General features: G+C 70.1%; 26 protein-coding genes and 1 tRNA gene. 11 read left to right on the forward strand and 16 right to left on the reverse strand.

From position 1 onward, the window contains the following. Positions 1-32: 32 nt before the first annotated feature. The 8 genes from rplL to ACX80L_RS01050 form a co-directional block, all read right to left on the reverse strand. Positions 33-413 carry a 50S ribosomal protein L7/L12 gene (rplL, locus tag ACX80L_RS01015; protein WP_133082401.1) on the reverse strand — a complete coding sequence of 127 codons (381 nt, stop codon included), beginning with the start codon at positions 411-413 and terminating at the stop codon, positions 33-35. Between the two features lie 57 nt (positions 414-470). After that, complete coding sequence (rplJ, locus tag ACX80L_RS01020; RefSeq protein WP_133082400.1) at positions 471-1,070, reverse strand: 50S ribosomal protein L10; 600 nt, start codon at positions 1,068-1,070, stop codon at positions 471-473. A gap of 266 nt (positions 1,071-1,336) precedes the next feature. Next, complete coding sequence (locus tag ACX80L_RS01025) at positions 1,337-2,422, reverse strand: GNAT family N-acetyltransferase (RefSeq protein WP_459287127.1); 1,086 nt, start codon at positions 2,420-2,422, stop codon at positions 1,337-1,339. A gap of 102 nt (positions 2,423-2,524) precedes the next feature. Then, the gene (rplA, locus tag ACX80L_RS01030; protein WP_133082398.1) at positions 2,525-3,229 is read right to left on the reverse strand and encodes a 50S ribosomal protein L1; all 705 of its coding nucleotides are present in this window, start codon (positions 3,227-3,229) and stop codon (positions 2,525-2,527) included. 147 nt (positions 3,230-3,376) lie between these two features. Beyond that, positions 3,377-3,808: a 50S ribosomal protein L11 gene (gene rplK, locus ACX80L_RS01035; RefSeq protein WP_087030133.1), complete on the reverse strand. Its 432-nt coding sequence runs from the start codon at positions 3,806-3,808 to the stop codon at positions 3,377-3,379. 122 nt (positions 3,809-3,930) lie between these two features. After that, positions 3,931-4,827, reverse strand: coding sequence for a transcription termination/antitermination protein NusG (gene nusG / locus ACX80L_RS01040; protein WP_459267181.1), 897 nt, complete (start codon positions 4,825-4,827; stop codon positions 3,931-3,933). A gap of 107 nt (positions 4,828-4,934) precedes the next feature. Continuing rightward, entirely contained in the window at positions 4,935-5,192 is a 258-nt protein-coding gene (gene secE / locus ACX80L_RS01045; RefSeq protein WP_244185840.1) for a preprotein translocase subunit SecE, read from the reverse strand. Positions 5,193-5,345: 153 nt separating this feature from the next. Beyond that, positions 5,346-5,418: transfer RNA gene (locus ACX80L_RS01050), tRNA-Trp, on the reverse strand. A gap of 257 nt (positions 5,419-5,675) precedes the next feature. On the opposite strand from ACX80L_RS01050, the gene ACX80L_RS01055 reads away from it, so the two are divergent. Next, positions 5,676-6,911: a pyridoxal phosphate-dependent aminotransferase gene (locus ACX80L_RS01055; RefSeq protein ID WP_459287129.1), complete on the forward strand. Its 1,236-nt coding sequence runs from the start codon at positions 5,676-5,678 to the stop codon at positions 6,909-6,911. 25 nt (positions 6,912-6,936) lie between these two features. Here the strand turns inward: ACX80L_RS01055 and ACX80L_RS01060 are convergent, their stop codons facing one another. Continuing rightward, on the reverse strand, positions 6,937-7,617 hold the full coding sequence (locus ACX80L_RS01060) for a LuxR C-terminal-related transcriptional regulator (RefSeq protein WP_133082395.1): 681 nt from the start codon (positions 7,615-7,617) through the stop codon (positions 6,937-6,939). A 164-nt stretch (positions 7,618-7,781) separates the two neighbouring features. Continuing rightward, on the reverse strand, positions 7,782-9,113 hold the full coding sequence (locus ACX80L_RS01065; protein WP_208739027.1) for an ATP-binding protein: 1,332 nt from the start codon (positions 9,111-9,113) through the stop codon (positions 7,782-7,784). Positions 9,114-9,237: 124 nt separating this feature from the next. On the opposite strand from ACX80L_RS01065, the gene ACX80L_RS01070 reads away from it, so the two are divergent. The 4 genes from ACX80L_RS01070 to ACX80L_RS01085 all read left to right on the forward strand — a co-directional run bounded on the left by ACX80L_RS01070 (position 9,238) and on the right by ACX80L_RS01085 (position 12,371). Further along, on the forward strand, positions 9,238-10,965 hold the full coding sequence (locus ACX80L_RS01070; protein WP_459287132.1) for a PspC domain-containing protein: 1,728 nt from the start codon (positions 9,238-9,240) through the stop codon (positions 10,963-10,965). Next, positions 10,962-11,210 carry a hypothetical protein gene (locus tag ACX80L_RS01075; RefSeq protein ID WP_133082392.1) on the forward strand — a complete coding sequence of 83 codons (249 nt, stop codon included), beginning with the start codon at positions 10,962-10,964 and terminating at the stop codon, positions 11,208-11,210. Before ACX80L_RS01070 ends, ACX80L_RS01075 begins: the two co-directional genes overlap by 4 nt. 43 nt (positions 11,211-11,253) lie before the next feature. Next, the gene (locus ACX80L_RS01080; RefSeq protein ID WP_133082391.1) at positions 11,254-11,496 is read left to right on the forward strand and encodes a PspC domain-containing protein; all 243 of its coding nucleotides are present in this window, start codon (positions 11,254-11,256) and stop codon (positions 11,494-11,496) included. An 80-nt stretch (positions 11,497-11,576) separates the two neighbouring features. Then, positions 11,577-12,371: a carotenoid biosynthesis protein gene (locus ACX80L_RS01085; RefSeq protein ID WP_459287134.1), complete on the forward strand. Its 795-nt coding sequence runs from the start codon at positions 11,577-11,579 to the stop codon at positions 12,369-12,371. 32 nt (positions 12,372-12,403) lie between these two features. On the opposite strand, the gene ACX80L_RS01090 is transcribed toward ACX80L_RS01085, so the two are convergent. Together ACX80L_RS01090 and ACX80L_RS01095 are read right to left on the reverse strand one after the other, a co-directional pair. After that, the gene (locus ACX80L_RS01090) at positions 12,404-13,831 is read right to left on the reverse strand and encodes a phytoene desaturase family protein (RefSeq protein ID WP_459287136.1); all 1,428 of its coding nucleotides are present in this window, start codon (positions 13,829-13,831) and stop codon (positions 12,404-12,406) included. Then, on the reverse strand, positions 13,828-14,694 hold the full coding sequence (locus ACX80L_RS01095) for a UbiA family prenyltransferase (protein WP_244185841.1): 867 nt from the start codon (positions 14,692-14,694) through the stop codon (positions 13,828-13,830). The genes ACX80L_RS01090 and ACX80L_RS01095 overlap by 4 nt, the downstream gene beginning before the upstream one ends. 228 nt (positions 14,695-14,922) lie before the next feature. Between ACX80L_RS01095 and ACX80L_RS01100 the strand changes: the two genes are divergently transcribed. After that, a complete protein-coding gene (locus ACX80L_RS01100) occupies positions 14,923-15,948 on the forward strand; it encodes a 6-phosphofructokinase (RefSeq protein WP_133082388.1) in 1,026 nt (341 codons plus the stop codon). Between the two features lie 4 nt (positions 15,949-15,952). Beyond that, on the forward strand, positions 15,953-16,675 hold the full coding sequence (locus tag ACX80L_RS01105; protein ID WP_133082387.1) for a GNAT family N-acetyltransferase: 723 nt from the start codon (positions 15,953-15,955) through the stop codon (positions 16,673-16,675). Between the two features lie 59 nt (positions 16,676-16,734). Here the strand turns inward: ACX80L_RS01105 and ACX80L_RS01110 are convergent, their stop codons facing one another. The 4 genes from ACX80L_RS01110 to ACX80L_RS01125 form a co-directional block, all read right to left on the reverse strand. Further along, entirely contained in the window at positions 16,735-17,163 is a 429-nt protein-coding gene (locus ACX80L_RS01110) for an ankyrin repeat domain-containing protein (RefSeq protein ID WP_133082386.1), read from the reverse strand. Beyond that, positions 17,160-18,248, reverse strand: coding sequence for a CAF17-like 4Fe-4S cluster assembly/insertion protein YgfZ (gene ygfZ, locus ACX80L_RS01115; RefSeq protein WP_459287139.1), 1,089 nt, complete (start codon positions 18,246-18,248; stop codon positions 17,160-17,162). The genes ACX80L_RS01110 and ygfZ overlap by 4 nt, the downstream gene beginning before the upstream one ends. A 91-nt stretch (positions 18,249-18,339) precedes the next feature. Further along, positions 18,340-18,939: a heme-binding beta-barrel domain-containing protein gene (locus ACX80L_RS01120; RefSeq protein ID WP_087076961.1), complete on the reverse strand. Its 600-nt coding sequence runs from the start codon at positions 18,937-18,939 to the stop codon at positions 18,340-18,342. A gap of 196 nt (positions 18,940-19,135) precedes the next feature. After that, positions 19,136-19,888 carry a hypothetical protein gene (locus tag ACX80L_RS01125; RefSeq protein WP_459287141.1) on the reverse strand — a complete coding sequence of 251 codons (753 nt, stop codon included), beginning with the start codon at positions 19,886-19,888 and terminating at the stop codon, positions 19,136-19,138. A gap of 185 nt (positions 19,889-20,073) precedes the next feature. On the opposite strand from ACX80L_RS01125, the gene ACX80L_RS01130 reads away from it, so the two are divergent. The 4 genes from ACX80L_RS01130 (at position 20,074) to ACX80L_RS01145 (ending at position 25,233) form a co-directional block, all read left to right on the forward strand. Continuing rightward, complete coding sequence (locus tag ACX80L_RS01130) at positions 20,074-20,781, forward strand: winged helix-turn-helix transcriptional regulator (protein ID WP_133082384.1); 708 nt, start codon at positions 20,074-20,076, stop codon at positions 20,779-20,781. 210 nt (positions 20,782-20,991) lie between these two features. Further along, on the forward strand, positions 20,992-21,963 hold the full coding sequence (gene mshD, locus ACX80L_RS01135) for a mycothiol synthase (RefSeq protein WP_133082383.1): 972 nt from the start codon (positions 20,992-20,994) through the stop codon (positions 21,961-21,963). A gap of 79 nt (positions 21,964-22,042) precedes the next feature. Then, positions 22,043-24,265, forward strand: a complete 2,223-nt coding sequence (locus ACX80L_RS01140) for an RNA degradosome polyphosphate kinase (RefSeq protein ID WP_208739754.1) — start codon at positions 22,043-22,045, stop codon at positions 24,263-24,265. Continuing rightward, on the forward strand, positions 24,265-25,233 hold the full coding sequence (locus tag ACX80L_RS01145; RefSeq protein WP_133082381.1) for an NUDIX hydrolase: 969 nt from the start codon (positions 24,265-24,267) through the stop codon (positions 25,231-25,233). The genes ACX80L_RS01140 and ACX80L_RS01145 overlap by 1 nt, the downstream gene beginning before the upstream one ends. Positions 25,234-25,327: the final 94 nt, after the last annotated feature.

Below are 25,327 nucleotides of genomic sequence, written 5' to 3' on the forward strand. Positions count from 1 at the left end.
CCGGCGTGTGCCGGACCCGGGAGCAGCGGGTGTTACTTGAGGGTGACGGTGGCGCCGGCGGCCTCGAGGGCCTCCTTGGCCTTGTCTGCGGCTTCCTTGGTGACGCCCTCGAGGACGGCCTTGGGGGCGCTGTCGACAACGTCCTTGGCTTCCTTCAGGCCCAGCGAGGTGAGCGCGCGAACTTCCTTGATCACTGCGATCTTCTTGTCGCCTGCAGCCTCGAGGACGACGTCGAACGAGGTCTGCTCCTCTTCGGCGGCTTCGCCGGCTCCGCCACCGGCGGGGCCTGCGACTGCAACGGCAGCAGCGGTGACATCGAAGGTCTCCTCGAACAGCTTTACGAAGTCCGAGAGTTCGATGATGGACAGTTCCTTGAAAGCTTCGATGAGCTCTTCGTTGGTGAGCTTCGCCATGGGAGGCGTCCTTCCTTTAGTGGTGCACGGCACCGGAGTGTATGGATCGAGGCGAAACTAGTTCGCTTCGGTTGCTGCGGCTTCCTCGGCGGGAGCCTCCGTGGCAGCTTCTGCAGGAGCAGCGGCTTCCTCGGCAGCAGGAGCGTCGGCGTCGGCTGCAGGTGCAGCGCCGCTTCCCTCCTCGAGCTTGATGCGCAGGGCATCGACGGTGCGGGCCAGGGCCGACATCGGCGCCTTGAGCACGCCTGCGACCCGGGCGAGCTGGAGTTCACGCGACTCGAGGGCCGCCAGGGCGACGACCTCGGATGCGTCGAGGGCCTTGCCCTCGAAGATTCCAGTCTTGATGACGAGCTTCGGGTTGGCTTTCGCGAAATCCGTGAGGCTCTTGGCGGCAGCTACGGCGTCACCCTTGATGAAGGCGATCGCGGTGGGTCCGGACAGCTGGCCTTCGAACGCGTCGATGCCTGCTTCCTTCGCCGCGATGCCGGTCAGGGTGTTCTTGACGACGGAGAACTTGGTGTCCGCGCCAAGGGCACGGCGCAGTTCCTTGAGCTGAGCAACAGTGAGCCCGCGGTATTCGGTCAGGACAGCGGCGGTGGAGTCCTTGAAATCGGTGGTGATCTCGTCCACTGCAGAAACCTTTGTTGGCGTTGCCATAACCCTCCTTCCGGGGAATATGCGCCGGCTTTCCAGCCCCAATAAAAAACGCCCCGCGCAGATGCACGGGGCTGTGCTCGACACGGGCGGAGGCCGGTGGAGAGGAGCTTCGTTCACCTGCGTAGGCCGTCCCTCACGGGAACTTTCGGATCCGAGTCCTTCTTCCTGGTCGCGCACGGGTGCGCTCGCGGGAAGTGGAGGTGGATCGACCGACGGTCTTTGGTGCTTCAAGCCTACGTGACGTACCCGGCGCGACCAAATCGGCGTCAGGCGAGCACCTTCTGCCAGCCCGCGGTCCGGCCCGAGGCCCTGAATCCGAGGGCCACATTGACGTCGAGCATGAACGTGTTCTCCTCGGCGTTCCAGGTGTAGATGCGCTCCGCAGTGGGCCAGGCGTCGCGCGCGCGCCGGAGATTGGCCGCCTTGAGCCATGTCCCCAGGCGGTGCCCCCGGTGCTCGTCGAGCACCAGGGTGTCCTCCTGGTAGACGACGGCCGGACGGGCCTCCGAACGCTCGAGGATGGTGTGGCCCACCAGCTGCCCGCTCGCAGCGTGCCGCACGGCGCACACGAGGCTCGAGGTACCGCCGGCCAGCGTCCGCTGCTCCTCCCGTCGGATGCGGTCGGCGTCCCACGCCTCCTCCTCCTGCGCGAACCCACCGAGGGGCGGATCCGTGCTCATCTTCTGGCGCAGGAGGGCGTAGTCCTCGACGAGATCGTCGGGGCACCGGTCCACCCACTCCACGAGGTCGTAGTGCCCTGAGCCGATGATCCGGGCCGCATGCTCGAGCCGCAGGGCGTCCTCGACGTCTTCGAGGGCGAGGACGCTCTGGCGGTCCACCTGCACCAGGTCGAAGCCGGACCGCCGCGCGAAGATTGCGGAGGCGTCGGACGCGGGGAAGAAGCCGGCGCCGGTGGGCGGGACGAGCCGCGCATCCGCCGCCGGCTCGTCCCCGGCGCGGGCGTCGCTCCAGGACATCATGATGGTGCGGCCGCGGTGTGCCATCTCCTGTTCCACGAAGGACAGCAGGGAGGTGGCGATGCCGCGGCGGCGGTGGGAGGGCGCCACCTCGATCTGTACGAAGGCGGTCTGCGGGTTGTCCCGCAGGGGGATGCTGAGCCGCGCGTTCGCGACGATCTCCGAGCCGTCCCGCGCGACGCCGAGCACGTACTCGCGGTCGGGTGTCGCCTGGAGCATCACGAGCCGCTCCTCCGCGTCCACGCTGTGGTCGTCGTGCCCCCAGATGGCGCGCTCCACGGCGTTGCTCACCGCGGCACTCTGCGCGAAGTCCTCGCCCCCGGCCGCGTCGAGCGTCGCGGGGATCGGGAGTTGCCGGATGGCGATCGTCAACATCGGTCCAGCATAGGGTCAGTGATTGGGATACCTCAACCACTGTTGCCCTCGGACACGAAAAAGCCCCGCGGCGCAGGCCGCGGGGCTTGTCCGGAGGTCCACCTAGACGGTGAAGACCTTCGTGACACTCGGATCGACGGAGATGCCGGGACCGAAGGTGGTCGAGACCGTTGCCTTCTGGATGTAGCGGCCCTTCGAAGCCGACGGCTTCAGGCGGAGGATCTCCTCGAGCGCTGCGGCGTAGTTCTCGCCCAGCTTCTGCTCGTCGAAGGAGACCTTGCCGATGATGAAGTGGAGGTTCGAGTGCTTGTCGACGCGGAAATCGATCTTGCCACCCTTGATGTCGGTGACGGCCTTGGCGACGTCCGCCGTGACCGTCCCGGTCTTCGGGTTCGGCATCAGGTTGCGGGGGCCGAGGATCTTTCCGAGGCGTCCCACCTTGCCCATGAGGTCGGGGGTCGCGACCGCGGCGTCGAAGTCGGTCCAGCCGCCCGAGACCTTCTCGATCATGTCGTCGGAACCGACGAAGTCGGCGCCGGCCGCGATCGCAGCCTCTGCCTTCTCACCGGTGGCGAAGACCAGGACGCGGGCGGTCTTGCCCGTGCCGTGAGGGAGGTTCACGGTGCCACGGACCATCTGGTCCGCCTTGCGGGGGTCCACTCCGAGACGGAAGGACACCTCGACCGTGGCGTCGAACTTGGAAGGATTGGTCTCCTTCGCGAGGACTACCGCTTCGAGGGGGGCGTACTGCTTGTCCGCCTCGATCTTCGCGGCAGCTCCCTTGTATGCTTTGCTGCGCTGTGCCATCTGCTTGTTCTCCTTATGCAGTCGTGGTCTGCGGACCGCGCTGGGCCCTGCCACTCACGCCGTCGTCCGCGGGGTGCGTCGTCGTCGTGCTGTGAAAATGGTGGTCTGCCCGTCCGACGGTGCGGGACGGGGCGGTGGTGAAGGTGGTCAGCCCTCGACCGTGATGCCCATGGAGCGGGCGGTGCCGGCGATGATCTTCGCGGCGGCCTGGACGTCGTTGGCGTTGAGGTCTTCCATCTTCATGGTGGCGATCTCTTCGACCTGGGCGTTGGTCAACTTCGCGACCTTGACCGTGTGAGGCGTGCCCGAGCCCTTGGCGACTCCTGCTGCCTTCTTGATCAGTTCGGCTGCCGGCGGGGTCTTGGTGATGAAGGTGAACGAGCGGTCCTCGTACACCGTGATCTCCACGGGGATGACGTTTCCGCGCTGGGATTCCGTCGCGGCGTTGTACGCCTTGCAGAATTCCATGATGTTGACACCGTGCTGGCCAAGTGCGGGACCAATCGGAGGAGCCGGGTTGGCGGCGCCTGCATTGATCTGCAGCTTGATGAGGCCGGTGACCTTTTTCTTGGGGGCCATGAAAGGGTCCTTCTCTTGCATTGCGTTCCCGCGGGACAGGAGCGTCCTGCGGGGTGGTGGCCATCATGGCGTGACGGCCGAACGGTGCTTCCCCGCCGAGCAGACGGGGAGTCGCCGAAGCTTTACTGGATCTTGGTGACCTGGTTGTAGGAGAGCGTGACCGGGGTCTCGCGCTCGAAGATCGACACGAGCACGACGAGCTGCTGCGACTCGTGCTTGATCTCGGAGATCGTCGCCGGGAGCGTCTCGAAGGGGCCCTCGTTGACGGTGACGGACTCGCCGACCTCGAAGTTGACGGTGGCGGGGGTGAACTGCGGCTGCACGGGCTTGCCCGACTCGGCGTCCGTGTGGACGATGGTGTGCTCGAGCATCGAGAACACCTCGGACAGGCTTAGCGGAACCGGGTTGTGGGCATTGCCCACGAAGCCGGTGACACCGGGGGTGTGGCGGACGGCACCCCAGGACTCGTCGGTGAGTTCCATGCGGACCAGCACGTAGCCGGGGATGCGCACGCGGTTGACGATCTTCCGCGTGGTGTTCTTGATCTCCACGACCTCTTCCATCGGCACCTGGATCTCGAAGATGTAATCTTCCATGTCCAGGGTCTGGATGCGGGTCTCGAGGTTGGCCTTCACGCGGTTCTCGTAGCCGGCGTAGGAGTGGATGACGTACCAGTCACCCTCCTGGCGGCGGAGCCGGGCCTTGAAGGCCGCGACGGGATCCTCGGCCGGGACGTCCTCGGCCGGAGCGTCGTCGCCGGCCTCGTCCGCTTCGGAGGCTGCAGCCTCGTCCACGGCGTCGGTGGCCGTCGCGTCGATCTCGCCGTCGGCGGCATCGAGTTCGGCGTCGTCCGCGAGGAGTCCGTCCTCGGCCGCGACGTCGGTGTCGGCGGGGTACTCGTCGGAGTCCTCAGCAGGCACGTCGACGTCGGAGGCATCGACCTCCGCCTCCGTCCCGTACTCCTCGTTCTCCAGACCATCTTCGGGAGTGATCTGCCGTTCGAGTTCTTGCTCGGACACCTAGCCGCCTGCTTTCTGACATTCTTCGCAAGTCTGTCTTGCTTGCCTGTACTCAACCCGACACGACAACAGCCGCGCCGGAACGTGCATTCCCGGGAGGGTCAGCGTCAGCTGTCGCCGAAGACCCACACCGCGCCGGCCCCGAACAGGAGGTCCAGGGCGGTCACGAGGAGCATCATGATGACCACGAAGGCGAGGACGGTGATGGTGAATCGAACCAGTTCCCGACGGGTGGGCGTGACGACCTTCCCGAGCTCCGCGAGGACCTGGCGGATGAACAGCATGATGCGTCCGAAGAAGCCGCGCCGGGGAGCCTTCTTCTCGGAGGGGCTTCCCTTGGAGCTGCTCGCAGCCGTATCGGTCACCTTCAACCTCATCAATCTGTGTGGTGTTCCAGCAGGACCACCAGTGGCGCCCCCAGCTGATCATGTGTACCGCCGCGCGGGGCCTGTGCCTGCGCCGGGGCTTCGTGATCTTTTTCTGCCGTGCCTTCGCCGTCTTTCCGCGAAGGCCACGCGCAGGGCAGACAGGACTCGAACCTGCAACCTGCGGTTTTGGAGACCGCTGCGCTACCAATTGCGCCACTACCCTTCGGTTCGAAACGTTCAGCTACCACTCCGGACGGCCCGGTGAGGGCACGAACCATCATGGTGTTTCAACACCGAGGAACAAGTCTACGCATTCACCGGCGGAACGTCGAACCGGGGCGTCCCGACGGCCCCGCCGCCGGGTGGCCACGGTCGCTCGGCGGCCCCGCGACTCCTCCGTCCCGGAACCCGATGCGGACCCGGACAGGGGCCACCGCCTAAGCTGGAAACCGACACAAGACCCTCACCGAACGGGACCCGATGAACGCGACGACCGACGACTCCATCCGCGCAGCCCTCCCCCGGATCTCCCGGCGCATCGATTCCATCGCGGAGTCCGCGACGCTCGCCGTGGATGCGAAGGCGAAGGCCCTCAAGGCGGCCGGCCGGCCCGTCATCGGTTTCGGTGCGGGCGAACCGGACTTCCCGACGCCGGACTACATCGTCGAGGCCGCGATCGCAGCAGCCCGCCAGCCGAGGTTCCACCGCTACTCCCCCGCCGGTGGGCTCCCCGATCTTAAGCAGGCGATCGCCGAGAAGACCCTGCGCGATTCCGGGTACGCCGTGGACCCCGCGCAGGTGCTCGTCACCAACGGCGGCAAGCAGGCCGTCTACGAATCCTTCGCGTCCCTCCTCGATCCCGGGGACGAGGTCCTCGTGCCCACGCCGTTCTGGACCACCTACCCCGAGGCCATCCGGCTGGCGGGCGGCGTGCCGGTCGAGGTGTTCGCGGGCCCCGAGCAGGGCTACCTCGTGACCGTCGACCAGCTCGAGGCCGCGCTCACGCCGCGCACGAAGGTGCTGCTGTTCGTCTCGCCGTCCAACCCCACGGGAGCCGTCTACGCCGCCGATGCCGTCCGCGAGATCGGCGAATGGGCCGCTGCACGTGGACTCTGGGTGGTGACCGACGAGATCTACGAGCACCTGACGTACGACGGCGTACCGTTCACCTCGATCGCCACGGCAGCCCCCTCCCTCGGCGACCGGGTGGTCATCCTCAACGGCGTGGCCAAGACGTATGCGATGACCGGGTGGCGTGTGGGCTGGATGGTCGGGCCGAAGGACCTCGTGAAGGCGGCGACGAACCTGCAGTCGCACGCGACGTCGAACGTGTCGAACGTCCCCCAGATGGCGGCGCTGGCCGCGGTGTCGGGTCCGTTGACGGCTGTCGACGCGATGAAGGTGGCGTTCGACCGCCGCCGTCGGGCCATGGTGTCGGCGCTCAACGGGATCGACGGCGTCGAGTGCCCGACGCCGCACGGCGCCTTCTACGCCTACGCCGATGTGCGGGCGCTGCTCGGCCGGAGCTTCCACGGCGTCACGCCGGCGACCTCCGCCGAGCTCGCGGCGCTGATCCTGGAGAAGGTGGAGGTCGCCGTCGTGCCGGGTGAGGCCTTCGGCCCCAGTGGGTACCTGCGCCTGTCCTACGCCCTCGGCGACGAGGACCTCGCGACGGGCGTGGGACGCCTCCAGGAGTTCCTCGGCTCCGCACGCTAGCTGTCCCGGCCGTCCGCGGCCGGGCTCAGAGCAGCCTGCGCTCCGTGGCCCAGCGGGTCAGCTCGTGCCGTGAGGACAGCTGCAGCTTCCGCAGGACCGCGGACACGTGCGTCTCGACGGTCTTGACGGAGATGAAGAGCTCCTTCGCGGTCTCCTTGTAGCTGTAGCCCCGCGCGATGAGCCGCATGACCTCCAGCTCGCGCGCCGACAGGCGGTCGAGCTCGTCGTCGACGGCGACGGACGCCGTCCCGAAGGCGTCGAGGACGAAGCCGGCCAGGCGCGGGGAGAACACGGCGTCGCCGGAGGCGATGCGCTGCACGGCGTCGGTGATCTCCGGGCCCGAGATGGTCTTCGTGACATAGCCGCGGGCACCCGCGCGGATGACGGCGACGACGTCCTCCGCCGAGTCCGAGACGCTCAGGGCGAGGAACCGCGAGGCCGTCCCGCGTGTGACACAGCGGTGGATGACCTCGGCGCCGCCGCCACCGCGGCCGCCGGGCAGGTGCACGTCCAGGAGGACGACGTCGGGCCCCGTCGCGGTGATCACCGACTCCGCCTCCTCGACCGTCGCAGCCTCGCCGAGGACGCGGATCACGGGACCCAGCGCGGCCCGGAGGCCGGAACGGAAGATGCCGTGGTCGTCGACGATGACCACGGACACTGTCCCGGGTACCGCGCCGTCCGCGGGGAGGTTCTCGCTGTCCACGTGTGTCCCTTTCGCCGGCCGTCCTGCCGGGGTCCTGTCCTTCGCCTTCGTTCGCGTTCCTTCGCGTTCCTTCGCGTTCCTTCGCGTTCTTTCGCGTCCCCGCCCCTCACCGTCCGGCGTCGCCGCCGTCCCGCTCCGGCCGGTCCCGGTGGGTCGCCCCGGGCCTAGGCGGCGCTCCCCGTGGTCCTGGGCAGGCGGAGCCGCACCTCGGTGCCGTCGCCGTCGCTGCGCAGTTCCGACGAGCCGCCGTGGCGCAGCATCCTGCTGTGGATCGATTCACGGATGCCGAGGCGGTCCGACGGCACTGCCGACGGGTCGAATCCGTCGCCCCTGTCACGGACGAACACCTCCACGGTATCCGCACCGGCCTCGAGGTAGACCGAGACCGCCACCGCCGCGTGCTTCGCCGCGTTCAGCATGGCTTCCCGCGCGGCCTGCGCCAGGGCGTCCTCTGCGGGTCCCAGGGCGGCGTCCCCGACGGCGACGACGGCGACCGGGTGACCGTAGAGGTCCTCGATCTCGCCGGCCATCGCGCGCAGGCGCTCCGCGAGACTGCCCGGGTCCCTCGCCGGATCGGCGAAGAGCCACTGGCGCAGTTCGCGTTCCTGGGCCCGTGCGAGGCGCAGCACGTCGGTCTCGGAATCCGCCCGGTTCTGGATGAGGGCGAGCGTCTGCAGGACCGAGTCGTGCAGGTGGGCGGCGATCTCCGCGCGCTCGGTCTCGCGTGCACGCGCCGCGCGCTCCGTCTCGAGGTCGCGCCAGAACTTCAGCCCCCAGGGAGCGAGGACCAGGCCGACACCCGCGAGGACGGCGAGGACCGCCACGAGGGTCGCCATGGTCAGGGTCCACGAGCCGCTGCTGGACAGCGCGACGAGGACGCCGGCGACCACCAGCACGATGCCCGCGAGCAGGCGCAGGGCCCCGCCCGCCCGGCCGGCACCGGCGCGGTTCATGACCCGGGCCCGCCGCACGTCGTCCAGCTGCGACCACGCCAGGGCGGCGCCCGTGGCGACGACGGCGATCGGCACGAGGAAGCCCCAGTTGACCTGCACCCCGAGCAGCTGCACCACGAAGACGGCCGCGGCGAGCAGCAGTGCCGTGCCGAACAGGACTTCCCGACGCCCGGCCCGCACCGTCCGTTCCCGCCAGGAGTCGGGTTCGAGGATGCCACCCGTCCCGGCTCCTGCCGGATCCGCGAAGCCGTTCCGCTGGTCCCCGCGGCCGGCCTGCGCGCCGCCGTCGTGCAGGATCTTCGTGTCGACCCCGTGCATGAAGGCGGCGGGCCCCGTCTGCCGCCCCGCCTCGGCGGCCTTGTCCGCCGCCGTCGGCACGAAGATCCAGAGCCAGGCATAGAGGAGGACGCCGGCGCCCGAGGCGAGGGTCAGCACCGCCATGCCGATACGCACCCAGGAGCGGGGTATGCCGAGATGGACGGCGAGGCCGGCGCAGACGCCCGCGATCACGCCGTCGGATCTGCGCAGCAGCGGGGGTCTCATACCCTCATGAAAGCACGCGGCCGGGCTCTCGGGGGTGCTCCCGGAGCACAATCAGGGCCCACTCAGGGTTCAATCAGGGTAGGCCCCGATGGTCGGCTGCAACGGCCGGCGGAAGGATGGAGGCATGACCTCAGCACCATCACCAGGCGGGCCGTCCTGGAAGCAGAATCCGGCCACACCGCATCCGGCGGATCGTCCCGCCTCGTCGTCGTTCTTCCGCTGGCTCCGCGGCCTCGACATCACCCGGGCACCCGACCGCTGGGTCGGAGGGGTGGCAGGCGGCGTGGCCCGCCGCACGGGCCTGGACCTGGCGCTCGTCCGGGGACTGATCGTGATCCTCTCGGTCTTCGGGGGGATCGGGGTGCTGCTCTACGGACTCGCGTGGGCCCTGCTCCCCGAGCCCGACGGGCGGATCCACGTGGAGCAGGCCGGTCGGGGCTCCTGGACGTCCGGGCTGAGCGGTGCCGCCGCCCTCGTGGCGATCGGCCTGTGGCGGCCGAACCTCCCCTTCCTCGGTGACGGTGGTGGCGGCGGACTGCTCTGGACGCTGTTCTGGATCGGCGCCGTCGTCCTCTTCGTCTACTGGATCGTGAACCGGTCCGGCGGCGGACGGGCGCGTCCGGACCTGCCGGGCGGAGGCCCTGCCGCACCCGGGAACGGACCCACGCACCCGTCCGGGCCGGCGCCCTTCGGGCCGGCGCCCTTCGGACCGGCGCCCTTCGGACCCTCGTCCACCGGCCCCGCCCCCGGCGGCACCGGCCCCTCCCAGCGCCCCGCCCCCGGCGGCACCGGCCCCTCCCAGCGCCCGTCCGACGGGCCGTCGGACAGCTCCGGCGACGGGCCCGCCGACCGCGCTGCCGGCGGTTCCGTCGGAGCGCACGACAGTCCCACGGGACGGCAGGGCGACGACGGACCGGGCGCCGGGCGGATGCACGGCGACGCACCGTTCGGGGAGGACGTCCACCACACCGTCCCCCTGCCGTACCAGCCCGATGCCCGGGTGGGGTCCACCCTGTCCTATCCGCTGCCCTACCAGCCAGGACAGGTGGCATGGTCGAGCTCCCCGACCGCCTACCTCGGATCGCGTCCGGTCGAGCCGGATCTGCTCCGCGGAGCCGCGCGGACCGTGCCGCAACGCTGCTCCACGCGGCCCTCCGGCTCCGCCACCGCGCTCCTCATCGGCGGCGCGATCACCGTCGCGGCGGTGCTTCTCGCGCTCGACTACGTGGGGGTCCTCGGCCTCGTCAACTCCGCCGTGGTGGCACTGGCAGCTGCCGCGATCGTCCTGGCCCTCGGCATCGTGGCCCTCGGTACACGGGGCCGGAGTTCAGGCCTCGTGGGCCTCGTCGCAGCCCTGGCGACGATCGGCGCGCTCGCGTCCTCCTTCACCGTCGTCGGCGGTGCCTGGGTCGTGGCGCAGGAGAACAGGACCACCCCGGCGTCGCTCCAGGCGGCGTCGGACGGCTTCAGCATCCTGGCAGCGGAGACCACGATCGACCTCACCGGGCTGCCCGCTCCCACACGGGACGTCGTGGTACCGGTGAACTCGCTGGTCAGCGACGTCACGGTGATCGTCCCCGAGGACGTGCCCGTCGAGGTCCGCACGCGGATGGCCCTGGGCAGCGCCGATGCCCGGGGCACCGCCGAGGACATCGGTACCCCGTCGCCCGAGTTCCGGAGCGACGGCGGCGTCCTCAGGTTGAGCGACGGCGAACTGAACCCCGACGCCACCGGCGCCGCCCTGATCCTCGACGTGAGGGGCGCGATGAGCGACGTCACCATCCGCACCGCCTCCGACACCGTCGGCAGCGACCCCCGGACCGACACCACCCCGACAGGAGAGACACCATGAGCACCTCGATCACCGAGCGGAAACGCCGGCCACGCGTCGCCACGATCGTGTGGGGGGCGGTGATCCTCGTCGTCGCCGGGCTCGTCCTGGTCGGCCAGTTCGTCGCCCTGTCGATCGACCCGGTGGTCGTGGCCCTCGGCCTGCTCGTCGGTGTCGGCCTCGCCCTCGTGGCCGGCGGGATCCTGTCGCTGCGCTCCCGGCCGACGACCGATGAGCAGGATCACCCCGATGCCATCGACTACTGACCAGCCCTCCCCACGCCACACTCCCGGAACCGAAAGGCACACCATGCAGTCGTTCTACCGCTTCCTCCGCTCCTCCCCCATCAAACGCGCACCCGGCGGCATCCTCGGCGGCATCGCCGCCGGCATCGCCCGGCAGTACGGCTGGCGCGTGAGCTACGTCCGGATCGCGATGCTCCTGAGCTTCCTGCTCCCGTTCATCGGCCTCCCCCTCTACGGGGTGCTCTGGCTGCTGCTGCCGAAGACCGACGGCACCATCGCCCTGGAGCAGCTCCTCCCGCGCGGCTAGGGATCCGACAGCACGACCGGAAGGGGCATCCGCAGCAGCGGATGCCCCTTCGCTGCTGCGGACCTGCAAGGATGGTTGGCGTGCCGAAGACTCCCGCCGCCCGCCGCTTCCCCCGCCTGCTCGCAGCCTCCTGTGCCTTCCTCTTCGTCTCCGGCTACTTCGTGGTGCGCTTCCCCGACGTGGAGGGCGCGAGCTACGCGTCCTACGGCTTCAACCTGCTGATCGCGCTGCCTGCGTTCATCGCCCTCGTGCGGCAGTTCGGCGCTGCGCGCGGCACCGCGGCCCTGGTGGCCGTGTCCCTCTTCGGGTACCTGATCGAGGGGTTCGGCGTCGCCACGGGCGTCCCCTACGGCGAGTTCTACTACGGGGAGCCGCTGGGACCCACCATCCTCGGCCTGGTCCCGTACCTGCTGCCGCTCTCCTACGTACCGCTGGTGATCGGCGCGGTGGCGGTCGTGTCCACCGGCGGGAGTGCCCTGCGCCGGACGGTCCTCGGAGGCCTCCTGCTCGTCGTGATCGACGGCGTCCTCGACCCAGGCGCGGTGGCGCTCGGCTTCTGGATCTGGCCCGGCGGCGGCCCGTACTACGGCGTCCCGCTCTCCAACTACGGCGGCTGGCTCATCTCCGGGCTGATCGCCTCGGCGCTGGTCACCTGGATCGGCGGGCGCCGCCTGACCGCGACCGCCCTGCGGCCGGGGCTGCTCGACAGCCTGCTCGTCTCGATGTTCCTGTGGCTGGGCGTGTGCGTCTTCTCCGGCCTGATGTTCCCCGCAGTGCTCGCCGCGGCCCTGATCGTCCTGGTGGTCCGGCGCCGGCTGCAGCTCGTACCCGCCACCACTCCCGCGCAGGACGCGGTCGCCGCCCCGCACTCTTGAACGGTGTCACCCGAACGGGCCCGAAGCGCCGTTCAGGCCGTGGCGGCCAGCCGGCTCAGCAGCTTCTGGGTGGACATCATCGCACCCCCGAGCACGGCGGGCAGTCCACCGCCCGGATGGACCGAGGCGCCCACGCGCCACAACCACGGCCGCAGCGGGTCCGTGTAGGGCGGCAGGTGGAACGGTCCGCTCAGCCACGCCGGGTGCACCGCACCGTACAGAGCACCACCGGCCGAGCCGCGCTCGCCGAAGTAGCCCGGATCCAGGATCTCGTACGCGTCGAAGTAGTCCTCGAGCGGCTCCGGAAGGCCCAGCACGCGCGTGGCCCGGTCCAGTTCACGCTGCACGAAGGGATCCTGGAGCGAATATCTCCTGCCGTTGGCCGGCGCGGTGAGGAGCAGGGCGAGGGTCGCCGACTCGTTGGGATACACGCCGTGCGCGGGATAGTAGTTGGCGAACGCCATGGTCTGCTCGGGCTCGTCCCCGGCCTCGAGGCTCGCGTAGAGCGCCGCCGGGTCATCCGGCATGAGGACACCGTGACGTGCCGTGCCCTCCGGCAGCGGCCGGGACAGCACGGCGTAGATCCCCACGGCGGAACAGGTGAGCTTCCGCGGCGTGCGCGGTGCCCGGCCTGCCAGCAGGCCGGCCAGCCGGTGGGCATCGAGGCCGCTGACGACGGCGTCGGCCGGGTAGGTGCCCGTGGACGTGACGACCCGCCGTCGGGCGATGCGCTGCGCGGGCTCCCCCGTGCGGATCTCGACGCCCGTGTCGAGGGCGAGCCGCTCCAGGGCCAGCACCAGTTCGTAGATGCCGCCCGCCGGGATCCAGACGCCGTCGTGCGCCATGATGGCCGGCATGCTCGCGTACAGCGCGGGCGTACGGGTGGGGCTCACTCCCGCATTGAGCGTGTGGATCGCGATGACCTCGCGCAGTCCGTCGGGCAGCCACGGCAGGCTGTCGAGGTAGCTGCGCGTGGTGAGGCGGCGGCCGTACAGTCCGGCCAGCCGGGTCAGGGCCGGGTAGGCCGCCTTGTCCATCGGCCCCGTCGTGAGCAGCTGCGAGACGTCCCCGCCGAGGATGCCGTGCTCCGCGGCGAAACGCGTCCAGGCCTCGTGCCAGGGGTGCCCCTCGGGGACGGGCAGGGCGCTTTCGACGCCCCGGTAGTAGTACGTGCCGACGTCCGGCAGGCGCTCCAGGCGGAGCGCCGCGACGTCCTCCGCCCGGGCGGACCCGGGCGGCGCGACGTCGTCGAGCCTGTGCAGGAGTTCCTGCCAGACATCCGGGAACGTGAGGAGCGACGGCCCGGTGTCCATGCGTTGCCCCGCGACCTCCATGCGGCGGCTCTTGCCGCCCACGGAGTCGGAGGCCTCGAGCAGGGTCACGCTGTGCCCTGCGCGTCCGAGCAGCGCTGCCGATGCCAGCCCGCCGATCCCCGCGCCGACGACGACGACGCGGCTCACGGGTACAGCCCCAGGGTCAGTGCGACGACGAGCTGCACGCCCGCGACGGTCCCGGCCACGTAGGGGAAGGCGATCGAGTACCGGTACAGCCGGTGCCCCGTCGCGGGCCGCGGATCCCGGGAGAGACCGACCAGCAGCCAGCCGGCGATCAGCGCATTGACGACGGCCACCGGGATGTTGACGAGCGCGAAGCACACGGTCGATGCCGCCCACCATGCCCCGCTCCATGCCACGACGCCGCGCGCACCGAGCCGCACCGCCGTCGTCGTGATGCCCACGCTGCGGTCCTCGTCGATGTCCTGGACGGCGTCGTAGGTGTGCTTGGCCGCGCTCCAGGCCATGAGGCCGAGGGCGGCGGCCCATACCGGGTCGTCGCCCAGGGCGTAGGGCACGAACACGAGGGGGAAGGCGTAGGCGGCATTGCTGAGCGAGTCCACGTACGGGCGGGCCTTGAAGCGCAGCGGCGGTGCGGAGTAGAACACGAAGACCAGGGCGTAGGCGGCTATCCACGCGAGCGCCGGAGGCGGCAGGGTGACGGCGAACCAGGCAAGGAAGGGCACGTTCGTGATCAGGACGGAGAGCCAGATCGCCCGGACCTCGGAGGCCCGGATCCGGGCTCCCTCCAGCGATCCCTTGCGGGGATTGAGGGCGTCGGTGTCCTGGTCGAAGATGTCGTTGACGCCGTAGATCAGCAGGTTGAACGGCAGCGTGAGCCAGAGGAGGAGCGCGAGGGCCTCCTCCTGCCAGAACACCCCGGTGAGCCACATGCCGACGACACCGGTGCCGAGCGTGTTGATCCAGAGCACCGGCCGGGAGATCGAGACCATGCGCAGCGCCGCTGGCGCAAATCCTGCCTGTGGCACTGCTGGGATCCTCCTCGGACCGGCTGGGCGCGCACCCGACGGGACTCGAGCCCGTCGTGCGCCGGATGGTCCCAGCCTACGGGGTGCGCGGCGGCCCTCGGTCTGCCGCCGCGACGGACCTCGAGGACGCAGACGGGTGCGGCAACACTGGTGTGTCTAGAATCATAGGCGGGCCCGATGGCGTGCTCCTGATGCACCATCCACCTCGTCGAAGGAACCCCACCCCCCATGAAGATCGGAATCCTCACCAGCGGCGGCGACTGCCCCGGACTGAACGCCGTCATCCGCGGCGCGGTGCTCAAGGGCATCAAGGTGCACGAGCAGGAGTTCGTCGGATTCCGCGACGGGTGGCGTGGCGTCGTCGAGGGCGATGTCATCGACCTCCCCCGCCATGCGGTGAGGGGCATCTCCAAGCAGGGCGGCACCATCCTGGGCACGTCGCGCACCAACCCCTTCGAGGGCAAGGGCGGCGCGGAGGCCATCAAGGAGAACCTGGATCGCCTCGGCATCGACGCGGTGATCGCGATCGGCGGCGAGGGCACGCTGGCCGCCGCGAAGCGGCTGACGGACCTCGGCCTCAAGATCGTGGGCGTTCCCAAGACGGTCGACAACGACCTCGACGCCACCGACTACACCTTCGGCTTCGACACCGCTGTGCAGATCGCCACCGAGGCGATCGACCGCCTGCGCACCACGGGTGAGTCCCACAGCCGCTGCATGATCGCCGAGGTCATGGGCCGCCATGTCGGGTGGATCGCCCTGCATGCCGGCATGGCCTCCGGTGCCCACGCCATCCTCATCCCCGAACAGCAGACGAGCATCGAGCAGATCGCCGAATGGGTCTCCGACGCCAACGCCCGAGGCCGCGCGCCCCTCGTGGTCGTTGCGGAGGGCTTCGTCCCCTCGCACATGGAGCAGGCCCACTCCGAACGCGGACTGGACACCTTCGGCCGCCCCCGCCTCGGCGGCATCGCCGACCAGCTCGCACCCGAGCTCGAGTCGCGCACGGGCATCGAGACCCGCGCCACCATCCTCGGCCACATTCAGCGCGGCGGCGTCCCGACGTCGTTCGACCGTGTCCTCGCCACCCGTCTCGGCATGGCTGCCGTGGACTCCGTGAAGGACGAACTCTGGGGGACCATGGTCTCGCTCAACGGCACGGAGATCGCCCACGTGGGCTTCGAGGCGGCGCTCGGCAACCTCAAGCGGGTTCCGCAGCACCGCTACGAAGAAGCCGCCATCCTGTTCGGCTGATCCCATGGAACTCGATCCGGGGACCATCGCGATCGTCCAGCTCGCCTGGTCGCGGCTCCTGGGGCTCGACGACGGGGCCCTGGGCGACGGCGGATCCGACCGCCTGTACAGCGTGGACGACGATGCCGCCGTCCTCTCGTTCGTGACGCTGTTCGGCCGGGAGGTCCTCCGGGGGCCGCGATGGGCGGTCGACGCCGGCCGGGGTCTGCCTGCCCCGGAGCTGCGCAGCTCCTCGGCCCTGCTCTCCCTCAGCCATGGGCGCGGCGGCCGCGGGCTCGGCGAGGCCCAGCTCTACTTCTGTGATGCCCTGCCGCAGCTGGACGGGCCACCGGCCGTCGTCTCCGACGAACGCGACCTCGTCCGTGCGCTCGAGCAGCGGTGTCCGCCCGACGACGTCGCGGAGGCCGATCTCGGCGGCGTCGACCATCCGTTCGTGCTGGTCGCTGAGGGGGACGGGACCGGGGAGGACCGGCCCACTCCCCTGTCCGGCGCCGGCTACGACATCTGGGAGGGCATCCTCGCGCATCTCGCGGTCCTCACGCCGCCCGAGGAGCGGCGCAGGGGCTACGGCGGGCGCATCGCCGCCGTCGCGATCGAGGAAGCCATGGCCGCGGGCCTGGTGCCCCAGTGGCGCGCGAGGACGGACAACACGGCCTCGCAGCGGACCGCTCGCCGTGCGGGCTTCGTCTTCGCCGGTACGCAGACGTCGGTGCTCCTCGAGGGTTGAGGACCGGCGCTGCGGGGTGGACCCGGCATGCCGGCATCCCTGCGTGACGTGAGCCGGAATCAGCCGAACAGTTCGACGACGTCCGTCCGCCCGAACATCTCCGCGGCGGCACGGGCGGAGGGCGTCCCGGCGTCGGGATCCGCGCCCGCCGCGACGAGGAGCCGGACCACCTCGGTATGCCCCTTGAAGACCGCGCCTGCCAGGGGTGTCTGTCCGCGGTCGTTGGCCTGGTCGGCGTCGGCGCCCCGACCGAGGAGGTCGCGCACGATGGCCGGGTGCCCGCTGTAGGCGGCGAGCATGAGGAGGCTGTCGCCCGCGGTGTTGGTCAGGGTGAAGGGCACGCCGGCATCCAGGTACCTCACCAGGGTGGCGCTGTCGCCGGAGCGGGCGGCCTCGAACAGTGCATGGGCTAGGGCGATCGCAGCGGCTGCGCCGTCGTCGTCGTTCGTGGCTGTACCCGCCGGAACCCCGTCGTCCCCGGCGCTCATCGCGGCGCCCTCAGGAAACCGGTCGCACGCCCGACCACCTGGCCGGCGTCCGGTGCGACGATGACCTCCTGCGCGGCGGCATAGGCCTCCTCGCCGTCCTGCACGAGGAGGTCCGCCGAGGCATCGACCGATCGCTTGAGCACGGCCAGGGCGATCGGGCCCATCTCGTAGTGGTGGCCCACGGAGGTCACCCGGCCGACCGTGCGGCCCTCGCTCAGCACGGCACTGCCGGGAGCCGGGAGCGTGTGCTGGCTGCCGTCGAGGTGGAGGAACGTCAGGCGGCGCGGCGGGTGCCCGAGGTTGTGGACACGCGCCACGGTCTCCTGGCCCTTGTAGCAGCCCTTCGCGAGGTGCACGGCCGTGCGCATGAGGTCGAGTTCGTGCGGGATCGTCTTCTCGTCCGTCTCGAAGCCGGGCCGGGGCCGCCACGCCGCGATACGCAGCGCTTCGGCCGCCAGCGACCCCGCGAGATCGAGACCCGTGGCGGCCACGACCTCCTCCAGGCGCTCGCGCGGCACCAGGTATTCGAACCAGGGCCGTTCCCGTCCGGGGTGCTCGGTGTCGGCGATGGCCGAGTAGGCATAGCCGCCGATGCCGATCGCGGGCCAGGGGTCCTCCCACACGACGACGCCGTCCCCCAGTTCGGGCAGCGCCCTGCTCGCCCCGAGGACGGCCCAGTCGTCGGTGGCGTCGCCGACCTCGACGCGGAGCATGAACTTCATGCGCTCCAGCCAGGCTGCCAGCGGTGCGGCTTCTCCGCCTTCGATGATGAGCCAGGTGGTGGCGCCGTCGTCCACCACGTGCGCCGAGTACTCGATACGCCCCTGCACGGTCAGGAGCAGGGTCTCGGAACTCCGGCCCGGCTGGAGGCCGAGGAGCAACTGGGAGGACAGCGTGTTGAGCCAGCTGAGCCGGTCCGGACCGGAGACCGTGACCACGCCCCGCTGGGAGAGGTCGACGACGGCCCGGCCGTCGGCGAGGGACCGCTGCTCGCGGAAGGGATCGCCGTAGTGGGCTGCGACGCCGGCGTCCGCACCGCCGCCTTCGACGGCGCCGGGACGGCTCAGGAGGGGGCTGGGTGTCATGACGGTATAACGCCTTCCGGGCGGGACTATTCCTGATGGGCGCCCCGAGGGCACGCCGCAGTGCTGCTCCGGCCCTACCGGATCCGTGCTGTCAGGAGGCTTTCTTGAGGATGGCCGAGGCGTGCGCCTCCAGGGAGTTGCCGTCCGCCGCGACATCCCATCGCCAGTAGAGGTTCCCCTCCACCAGGCCGAACAGGCGGGTGGCGGCGGTGTACTCCTTGGAGTGCTGCCCTCGCATCACGAGATCGGTGCTGAGCTGGATCTGGGGTCCCTTGATGCTGCCGTAGTACAGCTCGGCGATACCGCCCGGATGCACGATCGTCGCCGTGATGTCGAACCCGCCGGCGTCGTTGCGGAACTGCTCCACCTCGTCGGCCGTCTTCAGGGCCGGGACGATGTCCGCGGGGCTCAGGCCGGGCCCGACGTCGGCGTCGTTCAGCTTGCGGTCGAGGGCCCAGAACCCGGTCTCCACGGACAGTGGGCGGAGCTGCGAGCCCTGCTCGTCGATGAGCCACGATTCCGCACTGTACTGGAGGTAGGGCAGGCCGTTCTGCGAGAACACGACGCGCTGCGAGAAGCGCTCCGAATCCGCGGTGCCCTCGCCGAGCATCCCCGTCCCCTCCCAGGTTCCGAGGAGCCACGACAGTGGGACCAGCTCGGGCGTCAGGTCGGTGGGCAGATCAATCGACATGGGGTCTCCGGGACGGTCGGCTACTTCTGGCCCTTGTACAGGCGCGTGATGACGAGGGCCGCGAAACCGGCCATGCCGAGACCGGCGACGACCAGCAGCGAGATGAAGAAGATTTCAAGGGCAAGAATGGACATGCTTCCATCCTAACGCGCGCTCCGCACGGGACGGGACGGGCGGATGTGCGTGCCCGCCTTCCTCAGGACAGGAAGAGTTTGTCGAGGAAATAGACCACGGAACCGATGGCGAGCACGGGGGTGACACCCGCAGCGACGGCCGCGAGGACGTCGAGGGGCGCGTCGCGGGCCACCAGCAACCTGCGTGTGGCGGCGATGACGGCTCCGCAGGCGAGCCCCACCACGCCCGCGGCGAGCGCGGGGACATCGGTGAACAGGAGGGCGCCGAGGGGTCCCGCGAGCGCAGCGAGGACGACGGCGGCGGGCGCCACGAGCCGGTCCGGCAGGGGCAGGAGGGCGACGGCGATCGCGACGAGGATGCTGACCCCGGTCACCAGCGTCATGCCGGAGTCGGCCGCGTTGGCCGTGAGGCGGTCGGCCGCCACCCATCCGGCGCCCATCGCCACGGCGATGACGCCCGAGCTCGCACCGAGCGTGGATTCCAGGCGAAGGCTCTGGCCGGTCCCGCGGACCAGCTGGATCATGAAGACCGCACCGACCCCGAGGGCCACCGCGGCGGGGAACCAGGCCAGGAAGGACGGCCCCGGCACCGTGGCAGCGAGGATCACCGCGAGCAGGGCGCTCAGCCCGATGGCCGTGGACTGACTCTTCCTGGCCGGGACGCGGAGCACGTACGGCCAGCCGATCGCAGCCAGGGCGCAGACTGCTGCGACGGCGATCGCGAGGACCGGAAGGGCGATGTACGAGGAGGCGACGATGATGCCCGCGGCCGCGGCTGCGGTACCGGCCGCTGCGGCCACACTCGTCCTCTTCACCCCAGCAATACTGCCCTACCGGTCCTACCCGTGGGAAAACCGGGACCACGCGGGGCAGGAGCCCACGTGCGCCCGATCACAGGGCGGCGGCTATACTTGTCGAAATCTCTACCGCCCCGGTTCCGGATCCCTGCACCGGTGGCGCCGTTGCCCGATGATGCGCATTCCCGACCCGTGGAGGACCTATGCCGCACATCCTGATGCTCACGAACACCACCGGCTCGTCCGTCGACATCCTGCCGGCGCTCGAACTGCTCAACCACAAGGTGCACATCCTCGCGGCCGAGCCCACGGCGCTCCTGGAGACCGAGCCGTGCGACGTCGTCCTGGTCGATGCGCGCAAGGACCTGGTGGGAGCCCGCTCGCTCACCCAGCTCCTGAAGGCCACGGGCCTGAGCGCGCCCCTCGTCCTCGTCCTCACGGAGGGTGGCATGGCGGCCGTGGCTGCGAACTGGCTGGCGGACGACGTCGTCCTGGACTCGGCCGGCCCCGCGGAGGTGGAAGCGCGCCTGCGCCTCGTGATCGCGCGGTCGACGGCGGCGAGCGAGGAGACCAGCACCGAGATCCATGCGTCCGGCGTCGTGATCGACGAGGCGAGCTATACGGCGCGGGTCGGCGGCGAGCCGCTGAACCTGACGTACAAGGAGTTCGAGCTCCTGAAGTACCTGGCGCAGCACCCGGGTCGGGTGTTCACCCGGGACCAGCTCCTCCACGAGGTGTGGGGTTACGACTACTACGGGGGCACGCGCACCGTCGACGTCCACGTGCGGCGCCTGCGGGCGAAGCTGGGATCGGATCACGAGCAGCTGATCGGGACCGTCCGGAACGTCGGATACCGCTTCACGCTGACCCGGCTCCCGGAGGACCGCAGCGCGGTCAACCAGGACGCCTGAGACGGCAGGATACGCGACAAGCCCCCTCCACCGCGGGTGGAGGGGGCTTTTCGCGTATCCGGGACAGGACCGGATCGTGGTGGAGGACATACGGGTCGAACGTATCGCGGGCACCCCACTGGTGCATCCCCCTCGAGCAGTTCCCGACACTACCGCACCTGCGCCCGGTCGGCCAAAACGCGTGCAGGGAGCGGGGACTAGGCTGGGCGCATGACCGCCGCGCAGCACGCCCCCACCTGGTCCATCGACAGGATCGCCGGCGCCCCGGCGGCCCCGGTCCTCGAGGAGATACGCCGCCTCGCGGCCGCCGCCGTCGAGGCCGACGGCAATCCGCCCTTGTCCGAGCAGACCCTGGTGACCCTCCGCGCGCAGGACGCCGGGGACCGGCTGCTCGTGTTCACGGCCCGGACGCCCGGGCCGGACGACAGCGAGCTCGCCGGTGTCGCCGTCGTCCACCGCAGCACGGAGGACGGCGCGGTCCTCGAACTCGTCGTCGGGCCCGACTGCCGTGGCGAGGGTGCGGGGACCGCCCTCATCGAGGCGGTCCTCGCGGAGGGACTCGACGACCTCCGCGGCTGGTCGCACGGCAACCACTCGGCAGCAGCAGACCTCGCGGACCGCTTCGGCTTCGCACCCGTGCGGGAACTGTGGCGCATGCGCCTGACGCGTGCCGCGGTCGAGGAATCGGTCCCCACCCTGGTACTCCCCGAGGGGGTCGTGCTGCGATCCTTCGTCCGCGGGCAGGACGAGGAGGCCTGGCTCGCAGCCAACGCCGCGGCGTTCGCCCATCACCCCGAGCAGGGATCGATGACCCGGGCCGACCTCGAGGCGCGGATGGCCGAGGACTGGTTCGACGCGGAGGGCTTCCTGCTCGCGGTGCGCGAGGCGGACGGCGCCCTGCTCGGCTTCCACTGGACGAAGGTGCATCCGGGCATCGGCGCGCATCCGCCCATGGGCGAGGTGTACGTGGTGGGGGTGACGCCGGAGGCCCAGGGCATGGGCCTCGGCAAGGCGCTCACGATCGCGGGCATCGAGCACCTCCACGGCAAGGGCCTGCAGGCCATCATGCTGTACGTCGACGGCGACAATGCCGCGGCCGTCGCGCTCTACCGGAAACTCGGTTTCACGCGCTGGGACGTGGACGTCATGTACGCGGGGAAGACGCCGCAACCCACCTTGTAAGGTTATTTTCGAGGCGTGCCCCGGCCGGTCAGGACGGGGCACCAGCCGCACCACGCCCGCCCACGCTGCAGGAGACGCAATGGATTCAGAGATCAAACGCCGGGGAGCGTCGCTGTACGGGTCTTCCGAGACGGCTCCGGCCCGGGCAACACAGGACCGCATCGACATCCCGGACTTCGCCCCCAGCCTCCTGCCGTCGGGCGACATCCGCCCGGACCGCTTCCTGGACCGGGAGATCAGCTGGCTCGACTTCAACGCGCGTGTCCTCGAACTCGCGGAGGATCCCGAACTCTTCCTCCTCGAGCGCGTCAACTTCCTGTCCATCTTCGCGTCCAACCTGGACGAGTTCTTCATGGTGCGCGTCGCCGGCCTGAAACGGCGCATCGCGACGGGCCTCGCGGTGCCGTCGGCCGCCGGGCTCAGCCCGATCGAGCAGCTCGAGAAGATCATGCAGGACGGCTACCAGCTGCAGCAGCGCCACGCGGCCGTCTTCGCCGAGCAGATCCGGCCCGCCCTCGCCCAGGAGCAGATCCACCTCACCACGTGGGGCGAGCTCGACGACGCCGCGCGGGCCGAGCTCCACAAGATCTTCGCCGAGAAGGTCTTCCCGATCCTCACTCCGCTCGCCGTGGACCCTGCGCACCCCTTCCCGTACATCTCCGGCCTCTCCCTGAACCTCGCCGTGGTGGTACGCAACCCCATCAGCGAGAAGGAGCTCTTCGCGCGTGTGAAGGTGCCCGACCAGCTGCCGCGCCTGATGTCGGTCGACGGCCCCCGCGCCGGCAATGTCGCCGGCCGGATCGCGCGCTTCATCCCGCTCGAGGAAGTCATCGCCGTCCACCTGGATCAGCTCTTCCCGGGCATGGAGGTCCTGGAGCACCACCTGTTCCGTGTCACCCGGAACGAGGACCTCGAGGTGGAGGAGGACGACGCCGAGAACCTCCTGCAGGCCCTCGAGAAGGAGCTGCTGCGCCGCCGCTTCGGGCCTCCCGTGCGCCTGGAGGTGACCACGGACATCAACCCGAGCATCAGGGCGCTCCTGTCCCGTGAGCTCGGCGTGGAGGAGGACGAGGTCTACAATCTCCCCGCTCCCCTGGACCTGCGCGGGCTCAGCGTGATCGCGGGGATCGACCGGGGGGACCTCCACTACCCCAAGCACGTCCCGCACACGAGCCGCTACCTGAACGAGAGCGAGACGTCGAAGGCGGCGAACGTGTTCGCCGCGATGCGCCGCCGGGACATCCTGCTGCACCACCCGTACGACTCGTTCTCGACCTCGGTGCAGGCCTTCCTGGAGCAGGCGGCCGCCGACCCGAAGGTGCAGGCGATCAAGCAGACCCTGTACCGCACGTCGGGCGACTCCCCCATCGTCGACGCCCTGATCGACGCCGCGGAGGCGGGCAAGCAGGTCCTCGCGCTCGTGGAGATCAAGGCCCGCTTCGACGAGCAAGCCAACATCTCCTGGGCGCGGAAGCTCGAGCAGGCCGGCGTGCACGTGGTCTACGGGATCGTAGGCCTCAAGACGCACTGCAAGCTCTCGCTCGTGGTGCGGCAGGAGATCGACGGGCTGCGGCGCTACTGCCACATCGGCACGGGAAACTACCATCCCCGCACGGCCCGCTACTACGAGGACCTCGGGCTCCTCACGGCCAACGACCAGGTCGGACAGGACCTGTCGCGCCTGTTCAACCAGCTCTCGGGCTACGCCCCGAAGTCCACGTTCAAGCGCCTCCTGGTGGCTCCGCGTTCGGTCCGCTCGGGGCTGATCGACCGCATCGAGCGGGAGATCGCGAACAAGCAGGCGGGTCTCGCGGCGCGCGTGGTCATCAAGGTCAACTCGATGGTGGACGAGGCGATCATCGACTCCCTGTACCGGGCGTCGCAGGCAGGCGTGACGGTGGACGTGATCGTGCGCGGCATCTGCTCGGTGCGTCCCGGGGTCCCGGGCCTCAGCGAGAACGTGACCGTGCGTTCCGTGCTCGGCCGCTTCCTGGAGCACTCGCGCGTGTTCGCCTTCGCGAACGGCGGCGAACCGGCGGTCTTCATCGGATCCGCGGACATGATGCACCGCAACCTGGACCGTCGCGTCGAGGCCCTCGTGCAGCTCAATGCGCCCGAGGACATCTCCTACCTGATGAACCTCATGGACCGCTACATGAACCCGGCCGTCTCCAGCTGGCACCTCGACGAGACCGGCTGCTGGACGCGCCACCACAAGGACGACGACGGCGCGCCCCTCGAGGACATCCAGTCCTGGCTGCTCGCGTCACGGGCACGCCAGCGGGCGGTGTCACGCCGCTAATGGCCGCGACCACGAAGAACGCCACCGCCGTCGTGACCCAGGGCGGCAGCGCGACGGTCGTCGCGGCCGGGACGCTCTGCTGGCGCATCGAGAAAGGCCGGCTCCAGGTCCTGATCATCCACCGTCCCCGGTACAAGGACTGGTCCTGGCCGAAGGGCAAGCTCGATCCGGGCGAGACGACGCCCGAGTGTGCCGTGCGGGAGACCTTCGAGGAGGTGGGCCTGAGCGTGAAGCTCGGCATCCCGCTGGCGACGATCACCTACCCGGTGTCCTCCGGCGACAAGGTGGTGCACTACTGGGCCGCGAAGACCGAACGGCTGAGCCCTGAGCCGGACGGCAAGGAGGTGGACCGCGTCCAGTGGGTATCGCCCGAGGAGGCACGCGACATGCTGACCAGCGCCTCGGACATCGAGCCCCTCGAGTCCCTCATCGCCGCCCATGCGGCGAAGGACCTGCAGACGTGGCCCCTCATCGTGGTGCGGCATGCCAAGGCCAAACCTCGGTCCTCGTGGAGCAGGGCCGAGGGCGAGCGACCCCTCGCCGCCACGGGCCGGCGCCAGGCGATCGCGGTCAGCCGCCTCTTGCAGGCCTGGAACCCCGAACGCGTGGTCAGCAGTCCCTGGGTGCGCTGCGTCCAGACCATCTCCCCCTACGTGAACCAGCGCAGCGCGAAGCTCAAGCTCGTCGACGCCCTCACCGAGCACGACGCCGCCCGGAAGCCGGGGCGCGCCCGGAACGCCGTGGAACGCGTGTTCGACAAGCGCCGCCCCGTCGCCCTGTGCACGCACCGTCCCGTGCTCCCCCTGGTGTTCTCGGTCCTGGGCAACCACATGACGAGCAGGCTGCGAGCACTGCTCCCCGTCGAGGACCCGTACCTGGCACCCGGCGAAGCGGTGATCTGCCAGGTCAGCACCATCAACCAGGGTCGCATCGTCTCCGTCGAGCAGTTCCGCGCCTACGACGACTGATCGGTGCCCGAGCGGACAGGGCCTCCACGGACGTCCCCTGCCCCTCGCACCGTCCTCGGGACCGGAGGACGACCGGAGGACGACCGGTCGGCGT

Source organism: Arthrobacter sp. MDT1-48-3 (assembly GCF_054511015.1).